The 16,345-nt window shown below is 61.4% G+C and carries 18 protein-coding genes; 9 read left to right on the forward strand and 9 right to left on the reverse strand.

Features of this window, described 5'->3' with window-relative positions; genetic code table 11:
* Positions 1-102: 102 nt before the first annotated feature.
* From kdsA to BLJAPNOD_RS15595, 3 genes are all read right to left on the reverse strand, one after another.
* The gene (gene kdsA, locus BLJAPNOD_RS15585; protein WP_077498346.1) at positions 103-945 is read right to left on the reverse strand and encodes a 3-deoxy-8-phosphooctulonate synthase; all 843 of its coding nucleotides are present in this window, start codon (positions 943-945) and stop codon (positions 103-105) included.
* Positions 945-1,835 carry a VOC family protein gene (locus tag BLJAPNOD_RS15590; protein WP_115420436.1) on the reverse strand — a complete coding sequence of 297 codons (891 nt, stop codon included), beginning with the start codon at positions 1,833-1,835 and terminating at the stop codon, positions 945-947. The genes kdsA and BLJAPNOD_RS15590 overlap by 1 nt, the downstream gene beginning before the upstream one ends.
* Before the next feature lie 546 nt (positions 1,836-2,381).
* Positions 2,382-3,191 (reverse strand): class I SAM-dependent methyltransferase, encoded by an 810-nt coding sequence (locus BLJAPNOD_RS15595; protein WP_115420437.1) that lies wholly within the window; start codon positions 3,189-3,191, stop codon positions 2,382-2,384.
* Between the two features lie 541 nt (positions 3,192-3,732).
* On the opposite strand from BLJAPNOD_RS15595, the gene BLJAPNOD_RS15600 reads away from it, so the two are divergent.
* The 7 genes from BLJAPNOD_RS15600 to BLJAPNOD_RS15630 all read left to right on the forward strand — a co-directional run bounded on the left by BLJAPNOD_RS15600 (position 3,733) and on the right by BLJAPNOD_RS15630 (position 8,909).
* Positions 3,733-4,380 carry a lysophospholipid acyltransferase family protein gene (locus tag BLJAPNOD_RS15600; protein ID WP_199565946.1) on the forward strand — a complete coding sequence of 216 codons (648 nt, stop codon included), beginning with the start codon at positions 3,733-3,735 and terminating at the stop codon, positions 4,378-4,380.
* A complete protein-coding gene (locus tag BLJAPNOD_RS15605) occupies positions 4,377-5,327 on the forward strand; it encodes a phosphatidate cytidylyltransferase (protein ID WP_077498349.1) in 951 nt (316 codons plus the stop codon). Before BLJAPNOD_RS15600 ends, BLJAPNOD_RS15605 begins: the two co-directional genes overlap by 4 nt.
* Positions 5,324-5,710: a hypothetical protein gene (locus tag BLJAPNOD_RS15610; protein WP_115420438.1), complete on the forward strand. Its 387-nt coding sequence runs from the start codon at positions 5,324-5,326 to the stop codon at positions 5,708-5,710. Before BLJAPNOD_RS15605 ends, BLJAPNOD_RS15610 begins: the two co-directional genes overlap by 4 nt.
* A 3-nt stretch (positions 5,711-5,713) precedes the next feature.
* Complete coding sequence (locus tag BLJAPNOD_RS15615; RefSeq protein WP_115420439.1) at positions 5,714-6,367, forward strand: CDP-alcohol phosphatidyltransferase family protein; 654 nt, start codon at positions 5,714-5,716, stop codon at positions 6,365-6,367.
* 284 nt (positions 6,368-6,651) lie between these two features.
* Positions 6,652-7,845: a DUF418 domain-containing protein gene (locus tag BLJAPNOD_RS15620; protein ID WP_115420440.1), complete on the forward strand. Its 1,194-nt coding sequence runs from the start codon at positions 6,652-6,654 to the stop codon at positions 7,843-7,845.
* A 138-nt stretch (positions 7,846-7,983) separates the two neighbouring features.
* Positions 7,984-8,253, forward strand: a complete 270-nt coding sequence (locus BLJAPNOD_RS15625) for an autorepressor SdpR family transcription factor (protein WP_244610948.1) — start codon at positions 7,984-7,986, stop codon at positions 8,251-8,253.
* On the forward strand, positions 8,250-8,909 hold the full coding sequence (locus tag BLJAPNOD_RS15630) for an SdpI family protein (RefSeq protein ID WP_115420441.1): 660 nt from the start codon (positions 8,250-8,252) through the stop codon (positions 8,907-8,909). Before BLJAPNOD_RS15625 ends, BLJAPNOD_RS15630 begins: the two co-directional genes overlap by 4 nt.
* Before the next feature lie 239 nt (positions 8,910-9,148).
* On the opposite strand, the gene BLJAPNOD_RS15635 is transcribed toward BLJAPNOD_RS15630, so the two are convergent.
* The 5 genes from BLJAPNOD_RS15635 to BLJAPNOD_RS15660 form a co-directional block, all read right to left on the reverse strand.
* Entirely contained in the window at positions 9,149-10,777 is a 1,629-nt protein-coding gene (locus BLJAPNOD_RS15635; RefSeq protein WP_077498354.1) for a CTP synthase, read from the reverse strand.
* Positions 10,778-10,926: 149 nt separating this feature from the next.
* Entirely contained in the window at positions 10,927-11,397 is a 471-nt protein-coding gene (gene secG, locus BLJAPNOD_RS15640; protein WP_077498355.1) for a preprotein translocase subunit SecG, read from the reverse strand.
* 135 nt (positions 11,398-11,532) lie between these two features.
* Entirely contained in the window at positions 11,533-12,303 is a 771-nt protein-coding gene (tpiA, locus tag BLJAPNOD_RS15645; protein WP_115420442.1) for a triose-phosphate isomerase, read from the reverse strand.
* A 128-nt stretch (positions 12,304-12,431) separates the two neighbouring features.
* The gene (locus BLJAPNOD_RS36480; protein ID WP_199565947.1) at positions 12,432-13,751 is read right to left on the reverse strand and encodes a bifunctional class I SAM-dependent methyltransferase/GNAT family N-acetyltransferase; all 1,320 of its coding nucleotides are present in this window, start codon (positions 13,749-13,751) and stop codon (positions 12,432-12,434) included.
* A 59-nt stretch (positions 13,752-13,810) separates the two neighbouring features.
* Positions 13,811-14,302, reverse strand: coding sequence for a GNAT family N-acetyltransferase (locus BLJAPNOD_RS15660; RefSeq protein WP_115420443.1), 492 nt, complete (start codon positions 14,300-14,302; stop codon positions 13,811-13,813).
* A 155-nt stretch (positions 14,303-14,457) separates the two neighbouring features.
* Between BLJAPNOD_RS15660 and BLJAPNOD_RS15665 the strand changes: the two genes are divergently transcribed.
* Positions 14,458-15,069, forward strand: a complete 612-nt coding sequence (locus tag BLJAPNOD_RS15665; RefSeq protein ID WP_158556132.1) for a TetR family transcriptional regulator C-terminal domain-containing protein — start codon at positions 14,458-14,460, stop codon at positions 15,067-15,069.
* Between the two features lies 1 nt (position 15,070).
* Here the strand turns inward: BLJAPNOD_RS15665 and BLJAPNOD_RS15670 are convergent, their stop codons facing one another.
* On the reverse strand, positions 15,071-15,517 hold the full coding sequence (locus BLJAPNOD_RS15670; protein ID WP_077498359.1) for a hypothetical protein: 447 nt from the start codon (positions 15,515-15,517) through the stop codon (positions 15,071-15,073).
* Between the two features lie 213 nt (positions 15,518-15,730).
* Between BLJAPNOD_RS15670 and BLJAPNOD_RS15675 the strand changes: the two genes are divergently transcribed.
* Positions 15,731-16,345, forward strand: coding sequence for a cytochrome b (locus BLJAPNOD_RS15675; RefSeq protein ID WP_115420445.1), 615 nt, complete (start codon positions 15,731-15,733; stop codon positions 16,343-16,345).

Genomic DNA, 16,345 nt, shown 5'->3' on the forward strand with positions numbered 1-16,345 from the left:
GGGTCGGGCCTGTCATAAGCGAAGGCCCGGGAATTTCAATGGCGCGCAAGATCTAAAAACAACCGCGCCACCGAGGTTCATGAAAATTTCACGCGGGCGCGATCAGCCCTTGGCGACCGCATCGAAGGCCAGCAGCTTTTCGAGCAGCCGCGGCATGTCCTTCAGATGCACCATGTTGGGGCCATCGGAAGGTGCGTTGTCGGGATCCTCGTGGGTTTCGACGAACAGGCCGGCGATGCCAACGGCAACGGCCGCACGCGACAGCGTCTCGACGAACTCGCGCTGGCCGCCGGTCGAGCCGCCCTGCCCGCCGGGCTGCTGCACCGAGTGGGTGGCGTCAAAGACGACGGGGGCACCGAGCGAAGCCATGATCGGCAGCGACCGCATGTCGGACACCAGCGTGTTGTAGCCGAAGGACGCGCCGCGTTCGCACAGAAGAATGTTGGGATTGCCACTTTCCGTGAACTTGGCGAGCACGTTCTTCATGTCCCAAGGCGCCAGGAACTGGCCCTTCTTGACGTTGATGGTGCGGCCGGTCTTGGCGGCGGCCACCAACAGGTCGGTCTGGCGCGACAGGAAGGCCGGGATCTGCAGGATGTCGACTGTCTTGGCGACGAGTCCGCACTGCTCCTCGGTGTGGACATCGGTCAGCACCGGGAAGCCGAACTCCTTCTTGAGGTCGGCAAAGACCTCCATCGCCGTGTCGAGGCCAATGCCGCGTTTGCCCGACAGCGACGTGCGGTTGGCCTTGTCGTAGGAGGACTTGTAGACGAGGCCGATATCAAGCTTCTTGCAGAGTTCGGAGAGCGCTCCCGCCATCATGAAGGCGTGCTCACGGCTTTCCATCTGGCAGGGGCCAGCGATCAGCGACAGCCGCTCCTTCTGCGAGAAAGCGACCTGCTTTGCACCCTCACCGACAACTACTCTGGCATTCGTTTCCATCATCAAGCTCCAAACGCGAAGATCACCCCTTGCCCCGGCATTTCGGGAACAATGAGGCGTCCGCCCATTTCTGAAAATTCGATATCGTTGCGCGCAAAATGCGCGCGCGTCACTTCGAGGTCCGCGACACGGAAGATCACGGCCCGGCCGCGAAGGCCGCGCTCGGCGCTGCGAACCGAACGGCCGAAGAAGGCCTCCATGCCGGCGGCACTCAGCACCGAGATCTTGGCGTTCGTCGTCTCGATGTCCATGCCGAAGGAATGCGCTTCGACTTCGCGCTCATCGACCGCTTCTTGCAGGAGGTACTGGAAATCTGTCGGGTTCGTCTCCGAAAGCACGACCTCGGAAATGCCGAGTACACCGTTTTCGTGCCGCTCGAGCGCGCCGCGATCACTTGGAAGCGCACGCACGCGCTGACAGCTGAACAGGAAGAAATCCGGCGAACGCAGGTCGGCGGCAAAGGCGAGGCGGAAGGAACCGAGCCCTTCCCGGCCATCCGGCAGTCGCATCGGCCGCGAGAACTCCAGCATGTCGCCGCCCGAGATGCCATGGGCGCGAAAGCGCATGTGATCGGAGGCTGCGTCCTCGGTGCCGAGCACGATCGCCGACAGCCCCTGCGGTCCCTGACGGAAACGGAATGCCTGGTCGCGGGCGACGAAGGCGTTGCCGTCCAGGGCTGCCGCTTCACATTCTTCGCGCGAAGCCACGGCCAGAGGCTCAAGATAGGTGCTGTCGGAGAAGAAGACGCAGGCGTTTTCTGTGCCGAAGGGATGGCGTGCATCCTCGGCCACGGTGAAGCCGAGATCATGGAGCCGGCGCCGCGCCTGTTCAAGTGCGTCCACCGGCAGCACGAGATGATCGAGCGGTCGGGTGGTGCGCTTGGAGAGGCTCATGGCGGTTTCCCTGATGGTTTGCCGCTGTTTGCAACTTTTGCCCGGCGAATGCAAGCCGGCTGCCGACCATGGCGCCGATTGGCCGCCTGGCCGCAAACATCTACGGCAAGCAGCATCCGTGCGCGCCGGGCCTCGCCCGCCGCAGATCTACTGTTGCCAGCAGGTACCGAACGGCCTGGGCGTCAATAGTAGCCCGGAGCCGCCGTGGCGTTGCCCGTATTCGAGGCCCCGAGTCCGGGGGCGGATGTTTGCGGGTGCGCGTAGGTCGTATTGCTCGAGGACGTCGTGGCACAGCCCGACAGCCCCAGCAGGACGAGCGTCAGCGGCACAAACAACAAAGCTATGGAGCGCATATGCATTGACCCTTTCCGGTTTGGCTGGAGAACAGAAAAGTACGAATCCGATGATTTGGCGAGTACGTAACAGTAACACGACGTAACGTGACGCCACCAGCACGGCCTGGAACCGCAGCGTCGCGTCGGGCGCTGCGGTCGTTCTCGTTCGATCCGCGTTTAAGACCCGACCAACATTATCGGCCCACGCGCACTAAAGGCCAAGATCGCTCTTGATGGCGCAGGTGGCGATAAAGGTCGGCATGAACCTGTCGATCAGGAAGCGCGGCACCCGTTGCCGATCCTCGTGGAAGCCAGCCAGCACGAAACCGGCCCGGAGCTGGCCATCGATCTGCTCAGCCAAGCTGTGCCCGAACACGAGTGCCTCGCCCCGTTCGATCTTTGATCGCACCAGGTCGGGCGCGAGATGCTCGGCCTCGACAAAGGGAAGCGCGTAGGCCGGTCGGACGAGCCCCTGCTCGGCATAGCTCGGGTCGCGGTCGCCGACAAAGACGACCGGATTGTAAAAGCTTGCCAGCAGCCGACCCCCCATCTTCAGCACCCGATGGCATTCGCGCCAGACCGGCTGGATATCGGGTACATAGAGGTTCGATATCGGGTGGAAGACGATATCGAAGGCGCCATCGGCAAAAACCGAGAGGTCGCGCATGTCGCCCCGAACGGCGCTCAACGTCAGGCCTTCGCGCTCCGCCACCAACCGGTCCTGATCGAGTTGGCGTTCCGAAATATCGAAGACGGTGACATCGGCACCGGCCGCCGCCAGAATTGGCGCCTGCTGACCGCCGGCCGATGCCAGGCACAGGATCTTCAGGCCCCTGATAGCGGGCAGCCAGCCTTTCGGGAGGTCACTGGGCGTCAGCCGCGCTTGCCATTGCCCGTTCCGGGCGGCAGCGATCAGTTCCGGCGTCACCGGTCTTGACCATTCGCGTTGCTCGCTTGCCTGGCGGTCCCAGGCCTGGCGGTTGTGATTGATGATATCGAGCTTGGTCGATGTGTCTTGCATAATCGGTCCTTGGAAACATGTCCAAACATGACCGCTCACGGGGAATAGAAATTGCAGGCAAATATGCCTCTGCGTCTGTCCGTTGATTGCGGATCGAGCAATGCCATCGTCCATCCCCTTCGCGAGCGAAGTTGAGGCGAATTCGGTTTTCACCGGGCATTACTGGCGCATTGGACGACGCTCCTCTTGTTGAGCCTCGGAAATTAGCGCCTGAGTTGCAAGCGGTCAACGGTGGAAAGGAGCAGCTCTTCCGTCAAGGACTGCGGTGAGACGTCACGTCGTTTCCTGCACGTCGGCTAAAAGCTTGCGGAGATCGAAGAATTCGCAGCGCTCATACGTCATCATCCCACCAGCGACTTGGGCCGCTTGTGAAGCGGACGCAATCGCGTAAAGTCGGAAAATGCAGCCTGAGGTTATGGCAGGCCTGGCAGTTTGAGGGGCAACATTTGATCAATGCATCGCAGGGCGTGGGACGCATCCGGGCACGAGGGGCGAAGCGCCCCTCAACAACGGCATCTCTTGCAGGCGGGATCGAAGCGGCATGATTCGCGATTTTCTTGCCAAGCTCGCTTCAGTCGCCATCATGATGTTTGCACGTGCGCTGACCGCGGCCCGCGCACTCTGGCATGAAACCGGCCTGCCGCCGAGACAGAGCGTCTATTTCGCCAATCACTCCAGCCATGGCGATTTCATCCTGATCTGGGCCGTGCTGCCGCCTTGGCTGCGTCAACGCGCCCGTCCTGTCGCCAGCGCCGAATACTGGCTGAAGTCAAAGTTGACGTCCTTCATAGGCCGCGACGTCTTCAATGCCGTTCTGATCGAGCGCGACCCGGCAGCGCGCACCAGCGACCCGGTCGAGCAGATGGCGGCCGCGCTCGACGAAGGCGCGTCGCTGATCGTCTTTCCCGAAGGCACGCGCAACCAGACCGAGGCCAGGCTGCTGCCGTTCAAGAGCGGGCTCTATCACCTCGCGCGCAAGCGCCCGGACGTGGCGCTGGTCCCGGTGTGGATCAACAATCTCAACCGCGTGATGCCAAAAGGCGAGTTCGTTCCGATCCCGCTGATCTGCACGATCAACTTCGGTGAACCGCTCAAAGTCGAGCCGGACGAGAGCAAGGAAGACTTCATCGCCAGGGCACAAGGCGCACTGCTGTCCCTCGCCCCGACCCAGACGGACAATGACGCATGAGCACGACGACTTCCGACATGGTCACCCTGCTGCTCGGCGTCGGCGGCATCCTGCTGTTCGCCTCGTCTGTCGGTTATGTGTTGCAGCGCAAGCTCTCGCCCGACGGTTCGAATGGCGCGATCGAGAACCTCAACGCCCGCATCAAGGCCTGGTGGGCAATGGTCTTCCTCATCGCCATCGCTTTCATCGCCGGACGCGTCGGGGTGCTTCTGCTCTTCGCCTTCTGTTCGTTTGCAGCGCTGCGCGAATTCATCACGCTGATCAACACGAGACGCGCCGATCATTGGGCGATCGCTGCCGCCTTCTTCCTGGCGCTACCGATCAACTACTATCTGCTGTGGGCGGAAGAATACGGCATCTATGCGATCTTCATTCCCGTCTATGCCTTCCTGCTGATGCCGATCATTGCGGTGTTGCGAGGCGACACGCAGAACTTCCTGCTGAGGATTTCGGAAGTTCAATGGGCACTGATGATCTGCGTGTTTTGCGCCTCTCACGTGCCGGCGCTTTTGACGCTGCAGATCCCCGGTTACGAGGGGCGCAACGTGCTCCTGATCGCCTTCCTGGTGATCGTCGTGCAATCGAGCGACGTGCTGCAATATGTCTGGGGCAAGCTTTTCGGGCGCACCAAGATCGCCCCGAAACTCTCGCCATCGAAGACAGTGGAGGGTTTCGTCGGCGGGGTTGCCAGCGCCACGCTGCTCGGCGCCTCGCTGTGGTGGATCACGCCGTTCACACCGCTTCAGGCAGGGGTGATGTCGCTCATCATCACATTGATGGGCTTCTTCGGCGGACTGGTGATGTCGGCGATCAAGCGGGACCGCGGGGTCAAGGACTGGGGCCATCTGATCGAAGGGCATGGCGGCCTGATCGACCGTCTGGATTCGGTCGTGTTTTCGGCGCCGATCTTCTTCCATCTGACGCGTTACTGGTGGTCGCTGACATGAGCAGCCACCTGCGCGCCCTTGCCCGCAGCAGCATCGTCCACGTGCTTTTTGCTTTTCTGGCCATGGGCGGATGGGCGCTGTTTGCCAACAGGCTTCACCCGATGCCGCGGCCACTCGTCGCCGGCCTGGTGCAGGGTGCGCTCTCAGCCGCGCTGACGCTGTGCCTGAAATCGACGATCGACGCGCTGTCTCTTCGGTTCCACGGGACCGCTCGGCTTTGGATGCCGCCGCTTATCGCCTGCCTTGCCTCGACGACCATTCTCGTGACAGTCCACGCGGCAACCGGAACGCCGGAAATCCTTAGGACCATTGCCCTGCCGCTCATGGTCTCCACCAGCTACGCCGTGCTTTACAATTATTCGATCAGCCGCAGGAAAGCTTGAACCATGGAAAACACCGGCGATCGCAGACCTTTGGCAAGCCGCAACACCCGCTGGGCGCAGACGATCGCCCGACGGCTCGCCGCGATGGCGATCACGCCCAACCAGATATCGCAGGCGAGCATGGCGGCCGCGGCACTTGCAGGCCTTGCCTTCTGGCTGACGAGCGAGACCCAGGACGGACTTCGCTCTATGCTTTTCATCGCAGCCGCCCTGTTCTGCCAGTTGCGCCTGCTCTGCAATCTCTTTGACGGCATGGTTGCCGTCGAGGGCGACAAGGGTGCACCGGATGGTCCCTTCTGGAACGAATTTCCCGATCGGGTGGCCGACCTCTTCATTCTCGTCGGCGCCGGCTACGGCATCGGCCTGCCCGCGCTCGGCTTTGCCGCAGGTGCGTTCGCCGTGCTTACCGCCTATGTCCGCGAGCTCGGACGCGCCAACGGCGCACCAAGTGACTTCTCCGGCCCGATGGCAAAACAGCATCGCATGGCCGCGATCACGCTCGCGGCCGTCATTTCCGCTTTTGAAGGGCTGTGGCTCGGCGATGGCGAAATGTTGCTCGCCGCCCTTATCGCCGTCTCAGTCGGGGCCGCCTTTACGGCACTGCGTCGCGCCCGGCGCCAGACCTCATGGCTGAGGGCCAACGCCGCAGGAAAGTAGGGCATCAAGCGGACTGCAATCGCCAAAACTGATCCTTTGACTACCGTCGCCGGTATCGACCCCGCGAGAGGCTTGACGTCGTCGCTGTTAATTATTAGATCGATTACTCTAATTATTAAATGATACGACTTGATTACCTTTGAACGGCTGCCGCGGCGCACTGCCGACAGGAATGGATGAAGCGGCCGTCTCGGCCGTTCACCGCCCTGTGCGTTCTCCGATAATCGTTTTGAATCAGATGGATCCGGCCGGGGCTTATCGCGCCTGCCGTTACGGAGATAATCATGACCACCCAAGACCGCATAGACGGGGTCGATGCGCTGCGCGGCTTCGCGTTGCTCGGCATCCTGCTCGTCAACGCCATGGCCTTCGCTTCGGGGTTTTACGGCCTGGAGTTGCCGGATCCATCGTACGATAGCGGCCTAGACCGCGCCGTGCACCTTGTCGTCGCGCTGTTCTTCGAGATGAAGTTCTACCTGCTTTTCTCCTTCCTCTTCGGCTACAGCTTCACGCTGCAGATGCGCTCCGCCGAAAAAGCCGGCGACGCCTTTGTGCCCCGCCTCTTGCGGCGCCAAACGGGGCTCTGGCTGATTGGGCTGGCGCATGCGGTGTTGCTGTTTCACGGCGACATCCTGACGACATATGCCGTTCTCGGCATCGCGCTGATGATGCTGCGCACGCGAAGCGATGCCAGCCTCTGGCGGTTCGCTCGTTTTCTGGTCGTGGGAACGGCTCTCGCTTGGTTCGCGCTCGGCGTCGTCGCAACGCTGGAACCTCTCCCTGTCGATCGGGATGCCATCATCGCCGGAGCCGCGGCGACCGAAGCGGCCTTCAGGGGCAATTGGCAATCCATCATCGGCCAACACCTGATTGAACTGCAGTCGGTCTGGGTGATCCTCGGCCTGCTGCAGGCGCCGTCGGCGCTTGCCATGTTCCTCATCGGCCTGATTGCCGGACGTCGGCAAATCCTGTCTCACCCGCAGGAGAACCGCGCCATGCTCCGGCGGCTCGTTCGCCTCGGCTTCTTCGTCGGCCTGCCCGGTGCCGTCGTCTATGCCTATACCAGCGTCGAGATGAGCGAAACGCCGCTGGCGATTATCGGGCTCGCTATCGGCCTCTTGACCGGGCCGTTGCTGACGGGAGCCTATGTCGGCGCCATGGTGCTGTTCCTTGATAGCCCCGGTGGCCAATGGCTGCGCGATCGGCTGGCGCCGGCCGGTCGCACCGCGCTTTCCAACTACCTGCTGCAGTCGCTCGTCTGCGCGCTGATCTTCCATGGCTATGGCCTCGGCCTGGTCGGGCGTGTGTCGGCGCTCGAAACCGTATCGATAGCCCTCATCATCTACGCCGCCCAGCTTGTTCTCAGCCGTTGGTGGATGCAGCGCTTCGCCTATGGTCCGCTGGAATGGCTGCTGCGCTTCGTCACCATCTGGCGCGTGCCGCAATGGCGCAAGCTCGCAGGCGCCGATCAGCGATAGCCCTCCCTACGTCATCAGATGGGATCTCAACGCACCCGGCGCGTTTCACGCCGGGTGTTTTGCTGTTCAGAGCGGCAATTGTTCGCGTTGACTCTAATTAGATGAATCTCTAAATATTGGCGACAACGGAATATGGCCATGCGGATCAACACCGTCTTCGAAGCGCTTTCGCACCCGGTGCGGCGACAAATTCTGACGCTGCTGAAAAGCGGCCCGATGAGTGCCGGTGAACTCGCCGGCCATTTCGATCTGACCAAGCCGACGCTTTCAGTGCACTTCAACAAGCTGCGCGATGCCGAACTGGTCGCGATGGAACGCCGGGGCACGAGCCTCATCTATCACCTCAACATGTCCATCCTGGAAGAAGCCTTGAGCGGACTTTTAGGCAAGAAGGATCAAACGCCATGACATCTGTGCTGCGTTCTCCCCTGGTGTTGCCGTTGGCGGCCGCGCTGGTAGCTACGACGCTTTCCGGCTACATCATGATCCCGCCCGGCATCGAGCTTCCGATCCATTGGGGCATAGACGGCAAGCCGGATGGGTTCTTGCCGCGCGACCGGGCGCTGTTGATGGCGCCCATCGGTGCAACGGTCGTTCTGGCGTTGATGGCTTTCGCCGACCGCTTCGCACCCGCGCGACAGGCAGGCCGCCATGTGGCCGCCGCCGCTTCGACCGGCATCCTTGCACTCTTTATGGCAATCCAAACCGTTACCGTGCTCGTCGGCATTGGGGTCGACGTGTCGATGGTCCGGGTCATCGCGTTCGCCATGGGTCTTCTTTCCATCTTCATCGACAATGTGATGCCGAAGTCGCAACGGAACGGCTTTGCCGGCCTCCGCCTGCCGTGGACGCTCGCCGATGCAGCCAATTGGACAGCAACGCATCGCCTGACCGGTAAGCTCATGATGATATCCGGCATCCTTCCGGTGCTGGCGGCATTGACACTCGACGCCGGCCCGCTGCTTGCGGTGGTAACGATCACCGCTTTCGTGCTGCCAATCGTCGTCGGCAGTCTGTACAGCTATCTCTTCTCACGCCGGCAAGGACGGCCGTCACGTCGGTGACGACTGCCTCATCAGCACCCGACCTTAAGGGTCGAGCACAGCAAGGAAGTCGCGATCGCGGTCGCAACCACCCTTGTCGTCTCGATCGGTGAGAAGTGACCGCCCCCTTCCAGAACCACAAAAAGCGCCTGCGGCACACAGCTACCGATCTCGCGCCGCAGATCGCTGTCACAGAGCACAGAAACGAAAACGGCCGGTCACAAGGGACCGGCCGCAATTCTTACAACCGCGCTGACGGTTCAAACGAGACGCGACTGTTCCAATGCTGCTTCGACGAAGCTCGCGAACAGGGGGTGCGGATCAAGCGGACGTGATTTCAGCTCCGGATGGTACTGCACGCCGATGAACCACGGGTGATCAGGGTACTCGACGGTCTCAGGCAGGATGCCATCAGGCGACATGCCGGAGAAGACCAGGCCACAGGATTCGAGCTGCGGCTTGTAGTCGACGTTGACCTCGTAACGGTGGCGATGACGCTCCGAGATGTCGGTCGTACCGTAGATGTCGGCAATCTTCGTGCCGCCCTTCAGCGACGCGCGATAGGCGCCAAGGCGCATGGTGCCGCCAAGATCGCCGGAAGCAGTGCGCTTCTGCAGCTCGTTGCCCTTCACCCATTCGGTCATCAGGCCGACGACCGGCTCCTTGGTCGGACCAAACTCGGTCGAGGACGCCTTGTCGATGCCGGCGAGATTGCGCGCCGCTTCGACGACGGCCATCTGCATGCCGAAGCAGATGCCGAAATACGGCACCTTGCGCTCGCGGGCGAAGCGCGCCGCGTTGATCTTGCCCTCGGAGCCACGCTCGCCGAAGCCGCCGGGAACCAGGATGCCGTGCACCTTTTCAAGATACGGCGCTGGATCTTCTTTTTCGAAGACTTCCGACTCGATCCATTCGAGCTTGACCTTGACGCGGTTGGCGATGCCACCGTGATAGAGCGCTTCGGTCAGCGATTTATAGGCATCTTTCAGGCCGGTGTACTTGCCGACGATCGCGATCGTGACTTCGCCTTCCGGCGTACGGATACGATCGGCAACCTCTTCCCACGCTTCCATGCGCGGCTTCGGTGCCGGCTCGATGCCGAAGGCGGCCAGCACTTCGTTGTCGAGGCCTTCCTTGTGGTAGGCGATCGGCACGTCGTAGATCGAGGCGACGTCGAGTGCCTGGATGACCGCCGACTGGCGGACGTTGCAGAACAGTGAAAGCTTGCGACGCTCGGCTTCGGGGATCTCGCGATCGGCACGAACCAGCAGGATGTCGGGGTGAATACCCAGTGCCTGCAGTTCCTTGACCGAATGCTGCGTCGGCTTGGTCTTCAGTTCGCCCGCCGCCGGAATATAGGGCATCAGCGTCAGGTGAACATAGACGGCAGTGCCCCGCGGCAGGTCGTTGCCGAGCTGGCGGATCGCTTCCATGAACGGCATCGCTTCGATGTCGCCGACGGTACCGCCGATCTCGCACAGCACGAAATCATAATCGTCGTTGCCTTCGGTAACGAAATTCTTGATCTCGTTGGTAACGTGCGGGATCACCTGAACGGTTGCGCCGAGATAGTCGCCGCGACGTTCCTTGTCGATGATGTTCTTGTAGATCCGGCCAGTGGTGATGTTGTCGGTCTTCGTCGCCGAACGCCCCGTGAAGCGTTCATAGTGGCCGAGATCCAGATCGGTCTCGGCGCCGTCGTCGGTGACGAACACCTCGCCGTGCTGGGTCGGGCTCATGGTGCCCGGATCGACGTTGAGGTAGGGGTCGAGCTTGCGCAGTCTCACCCGGTAGCCACGTGCCTGCAGCAACGCTCCAAGAGCGGCCGCAGCTATGCCTTTTCCGAGGGAGGAAACCACGCCGCCAGTGATGAATACATATCGCGCCATGGGAGTCACCGGTTACCTTTTAACAAACGATTCCGCCACAGAAAAATTCGTCTATCCGAATTTTTCCGTCTTCGAAGGGAATCAGATTTCACACAAAACAAAACCGGCGGATGGTGCCATCCGCCGGTGGGTTCTTCTAAATTGCGACCTTATTGGCCGCTGGGAACTTGCGATCCCGTATTGCTGTTGGCTCCGCCTGCGGGTGTCTGCGTTGTCGTTGCACCGCCGGCCGGAGCTTCGCCTGTGGTGGCGGGAGCCGGTGCCGTGGCGCCGTTACCGGTCGCCGGCTGCTGGGTTGCACCACCGGCCGGAGCCTGCGTGTTGCCGCCGCCGAGCGAATCGAGCACGCCGCCACCGGAGCTCGTGCCCGGAATACGGTCAAGGATATCGGTCGCCTGCGGCTCGTAACGGGCGAGGATGCCCATCGCCAGGGCCAAAACGAAGAAAAGCGCGGCGAGGATCGCCGTCGTGCGGGTCAGCGCATTGGCCGTGCCGCGCGCGGACATGAAGCCGGAGCCACCGCCGATGCCGAGGCCACCACCTTCAGAACGCTGAATGAGAACGACGCCGATCAGGGCAACGACGACCATGAGATAGATGACGAGTAGTACGGTCTGCATCAGCTTCCAGTCCTGCCCTTTGGGCAAACGAATCAAATCTCGCGCGGACACGGGGCATTCCCGGGCGCAATTTTCGCGCCTCTTTATACCAACCTGTCCGTTATTCCAACCCCCTGCCCGGCGCGTGCCGGACAATCAGGCCGTCAAATCTTCATATGCCCGGTAGATGGCGAGAAAGTCTTCGGCTTTCAAGCTTGCACCGCCGATCAGCGCGCCATCGACATTGGCAACGCCCATCAACTCGCGGGCGTTGGACGGCTTGACCGAACCACCGTAGAGAATGCGCATCTTGGCCCCGGCATCACCGAAACGCGACACCAGTTCCTTGCGCATGAAGGCATGCGCCTCTTCGACATCGCCGACGGTCGGCGTCAGGCCGGTACCGATCGCCCAGACCGGTTCGTAGGCAATGACCGTATTCTCCGCGGTGGCCGTATCGGGCAGGCTTTCGGCGAGCTGACGCTTGAGCACGTCGAGCGTCTTGCCCGCCTTGCGCTCGTCACCGGTCTCGCCGATGCAGACAATGGCAATCAGATCTGCCGCATGGGCCGCGTCCGTCTTTTCGCGCACCAGGCCGTCGTGCTCGGCATGGTCGGTGCGGCGCTCGGAATGGCCGACGATCACATGGGTGCCGAAGCAATCGGCAATCATCTCGGCCGAAACTTCGCCGGTGTGCGCACCGGACTGCTTCTGGTGGCAATCCTGGGCACCGATCATCAGGGGGCTGTCGTCGCAAAGCGCGGTCGCCACATAGAGCAGCGTCGCGGGCGGGCAGATCAGCGTCTCGACCTTGCCGGACAGATCGCCCTTGACCCCTTCGGCCATCGCCTTGATCTGATCGAGCGAGGCGCGCGTTCCGTTCATCTTCCAGTTTCCGGCGACGAGCGGGCGGATGTCAGGCGTCATGAATTTTCCTCCGGGTCAGGACTTTTTCTCCGGAAAGCGGCCTAGCAAATGCCACCGGCAAAAGAAAGCATGCGCCGCGGAATATTCCGGCAGGGCCAAAGCGCGTGGCCCTGCCGGTCGTTTGTTGCTCAGGAAGCGCGTGCCATGTGGATCACCGCAAAGGGCAACCCTTCATCATCCGTCTCTTGCCGGCTGGTCTCGACAAAACCGCGACGGCGATAGAATTCAACGGCGCTGGCATTGTCGGCATAGACGCCGACATCGAGATGTCCGAGCCGCCTCGCCGCGTGCTCGATCAGCCCGCGGCCGATGCCGGCGCCATGAATTTCTGGAACCACGAACAGTCCGCCGATAAATCTGTCGATCAGGCCGATGAACCCGACCGGACTGCCGTCGATCTCGGCGACCCAATTGTCGGCCATCGGAAGGTAGGTGTCGCGAACCATCTCGAGTTGAGCAAGCAGACGCTCCTCGCCAAGGAATGGGTGTCCGATGCGCGAGGCGGAGAGCCAGATGGCAACCAGCCTGTCACGATCCTCGGCGCGGTAGGGGCGGATGATTGTTTCGGGCCGCTTCAGTGCCGGGGCCTGTGTCATCGCCTCGGGCTTTGTCGCCGCAATCGCATACATCAGCGGAATGCTAGGCATGGTCTCGGGTGGCAGCATCCGTCCGCCGCCGGAATCACGCATCCCTTCAAAGCCGACCCAGCCGTTGGCATAGGGATACTCCCTCAGGCATTCGACCTTTAGACCGGCGTCGATCAGCGCCTGGACGACGTCGGCGATGCCCCAATTGAACTCGAACGAGGGGTGCGGGTTGCGAAAATCCACAACACCCTGTTCGTAGCCGTTCGGAGCCAACCCTGCGCCTGACGCCGCGACATAATCGCCTACGCCCGGTTCTGAGATCGGCTCTCGCGGTGCATAGTCGTAGCGTGGCGTCCACGTTTCATCGAAGACCATCGCAAACGGGTGAAACTCGATGAAGGCGAACCGGCCGCCGGGCTTCAGCAGCGAAGCGACACCGCGAGCCCACAACCCGAGGTCGGATAACCAGCATATCGTGCCATAGGACGCAAAGACGCGATCGAACACCGCGCCGCGTGCTTGAGCGCCTTCGAACCAGTGGAAAAGGTCGGCGCGCTCGAAGGTCGCGGCAATCCCGCTTTCGCTCGAAAGCCGTGTGGCAAAAGCGATCGCTTCGTCGGAAATGTCGACGCCCGTGACCTTGGCGCCCAGGCGGGCAAGGCTCAAACTGTCCTGGCCGGAGTTGCATTGCAGATGCAAGAGATCGAGGCCGGCCAGGTCGCCGAGCAATTCGATCTCTTCGGGATAGAGCGTCGAGCCGCCGTTGCAGAAGAACGCACCTTGATCACCCTTGTGGCTGTTGTGTGCCGCGGTTGCCGCGTTCCATGAAAGCCGATTGGCCTCGTGTAGGTCGTTTTGCATGTCTCTCTCGTAAAATAGCCCAGGCGACGCCGGGTCGAGCGCCGCCAATGATGTCCCGTTCAGGCCGCAAACTTCAGCACGGCCTCCGGCTCTTCGCCGTAGCTGTCACCTGTTCGGACAAAGCCCAGCCCCTTGTAGAAACCTTCCGGGCTTGCCTCGCCCAGGCCGTAGCTGGTGTAAAGCTCACGGATGCCGCGCGCCTTGAGATCGCGCACGACAAGGTCAATCGCCTTCTTGCCGATGCCCTTTCCCTGAAAAGGTCGGGCGATCATGAAGCGCCAAAGGTAGACGCCGGGGCAATCGATGCCATCGTCCCAATCCGATCCCTGGTGCAGCATGATAAAACCGACAAGCGTCTCCTCGGCGTAGATCGCGCGAAACCAGGCATTCTCGGAGAAATGCGCTTCGGCAATCGACGTGCCGTTGTCGGCCACCATGTTGCGCTGTTCTTCGCTCAGCGTTTCGCTGAGTTCGCAAACGTCGCAGACGGTAAGGGCAGAGATGCGGCGGAAGGTAATTTCGGCATCGGACGGCAATACATGTTCGCTCATGAGCGTTCCCTGAAAATCAATGGATGAAAGACGAAGACCAGACCAAAAAGGCCGGCCGCGGTTTTAGATCGTCCGCCAACGATTTGAGCCATCGCTCAAATTGGACATATGATCAAATTTGCGATATGTCAACCGGATACAACCGGAGACTGAATATGGTGTACATGACCCGCCTCGCCCGGCGTGAGGCGATCATTGCGGCGGCCGTCGCCGTCATGCTGAAGGACGGCTTCGACGGGATGACGACACGGCGGGTGGCCGCCGAAATGGGAGCGGCAAACGGTATCATCCACCATCACTTCAAGACCGCAAGCGAACTCAAATCCGCGGCCTTCCAACATTACGAGGCTGCGGCACGGGCCGAATTCATGAAGATGCGCCCGACGCTCAGAGCGACTGCGGCGCTCAAGCTCTTCGTCAGCGACCATACGGACGATGCGCGTGAGAACGGGATGCGGTTCTGGGCGGAGACATGGCGTGCAGCCCAGGCCGACATTGCGTTGGCGGAGGCTTACGCCCGGACCGTTTCTGACTGGCATCGCCTGCTCTGCGAAATCATCGAGGATGGCATTGCCGCCGGCGAGTTCCGCACAGGCACGGTCGCGGAATCGATCGCCTGGCGGATCCTCGGCCTCGCAACAGGCCTTTCCAGCATGGCAGTGCTTCCTGTGCCACTGCTTTCTCCGGCAACGGCCCGCACTCTGATGATGCAAGCCGTTGCCGACGATCTCGGCATCGCGCTTCAAGAAATGACTGGGGTATCCTGACCTACGCTTTTATCGCAAGCGCCCTGCGGATATCGGCCACGTATCGCCGGTCGAACAGGCCGAACACCTCGTCACCCACCAACCGATGGACGTCCTGGATATGGGGATAGGCATTCTCGGCCTCGCCGAGTGCCAGGTAAGAACGCGCAATGGTCATCGATGCGAGCGGCTGGCGCAGTGAAAGCGTCCACGCGCGAACAAGCTTCGAAACGGCGATGCTGTCGCGGTGACGACCGACGTCGTGAAGCGCCGCGCCATAACCACCCTTCACCCAATAATAGAGATCTTCCCCCTCGAAATTTGCGTCCGCCAGTTGCGCGGCCAGCCGCCACTGTTCGAGCGACTCCTCGAACCGGTGCTCTGTCCCCAGTGCGATGCCGGCGTTTGCGTGGTCCAACACCACGTTTTCAATTGGGATCAACTGGTGTGTCGAGTTATTCTCGGTCATGATTGATGTTCCGCGATAGGTTGGATTTTTGCAGAGACCAGACCAGCCAGCCCGCAGCCTGTTCACAAGCAAATGAGGCGTCTTTCGCGCGCATCAACGTAAACGACCCGCAGATTTACGGTATCGTCGGCGAATAAAAGCGAGGGCCTGTGGGTCCCATCCGAGCGATCAGAGCGAAGTCTTGGACTTCGTCTGAAGTCGCGGGAGCTTGCCATGCTGCGAAACAGCAGATCGACATTCGGCTGGGTGACGATCGTCCTCCATTGGATGATCGCCGCTTTGATCCTTGGCCTGATCGCGCTCGGCTTCGCCATGCGCAGACTGTCGCTGGATCCGGCGTTGCAATTCTCACTCTACCAATGGCACAAATCGTTCGGCTTTACCGTGCTTGCTCTCGCCGCGTTTCGGGCCGTCTGGCATCTCTTCGAGCGGAAACCAGAGGCGACCGCGGGCCTTTCGCCGCTTGAACGGCACGCATCGGCAACGATGCATGTTGCGCTGATCGTCCTCACCTTGGCGGTGCCCCTTGCTGGCTGGGCGGTCGCGTCGACCTCGACCCTGAACATTCCGAGCTTCTATTTCGACTGGTTCGTCATCCCGCATCTGCCGATGGCGAAATCAGAGGCGGCTGAGACCGTCTGGACGTCAACGCACGCGATCCTGGCCTACGTGATGCTCACCCTCGTCCTCGTCCATGCCATGGCCGCTTTCTACCACCACATCATCAGGCGAGATGAGGTTCTGGCTCGCATGTTGACGTTGCGGCAGCGGCGTCGCGGCGAAATCGAGAAAGCCAGCGGCGCGCCCCTGGTTGCCAAGAGGAAGTAA

The organism is Ensifer sp. M14 (assembly GCF_003355565.1).
Classification (GTDB): domain Bacteria; phylum Pseudomonadota; class Alphaproteobacteria; order Rhizobiales; family Rhizobiaceae; genus Ensifer.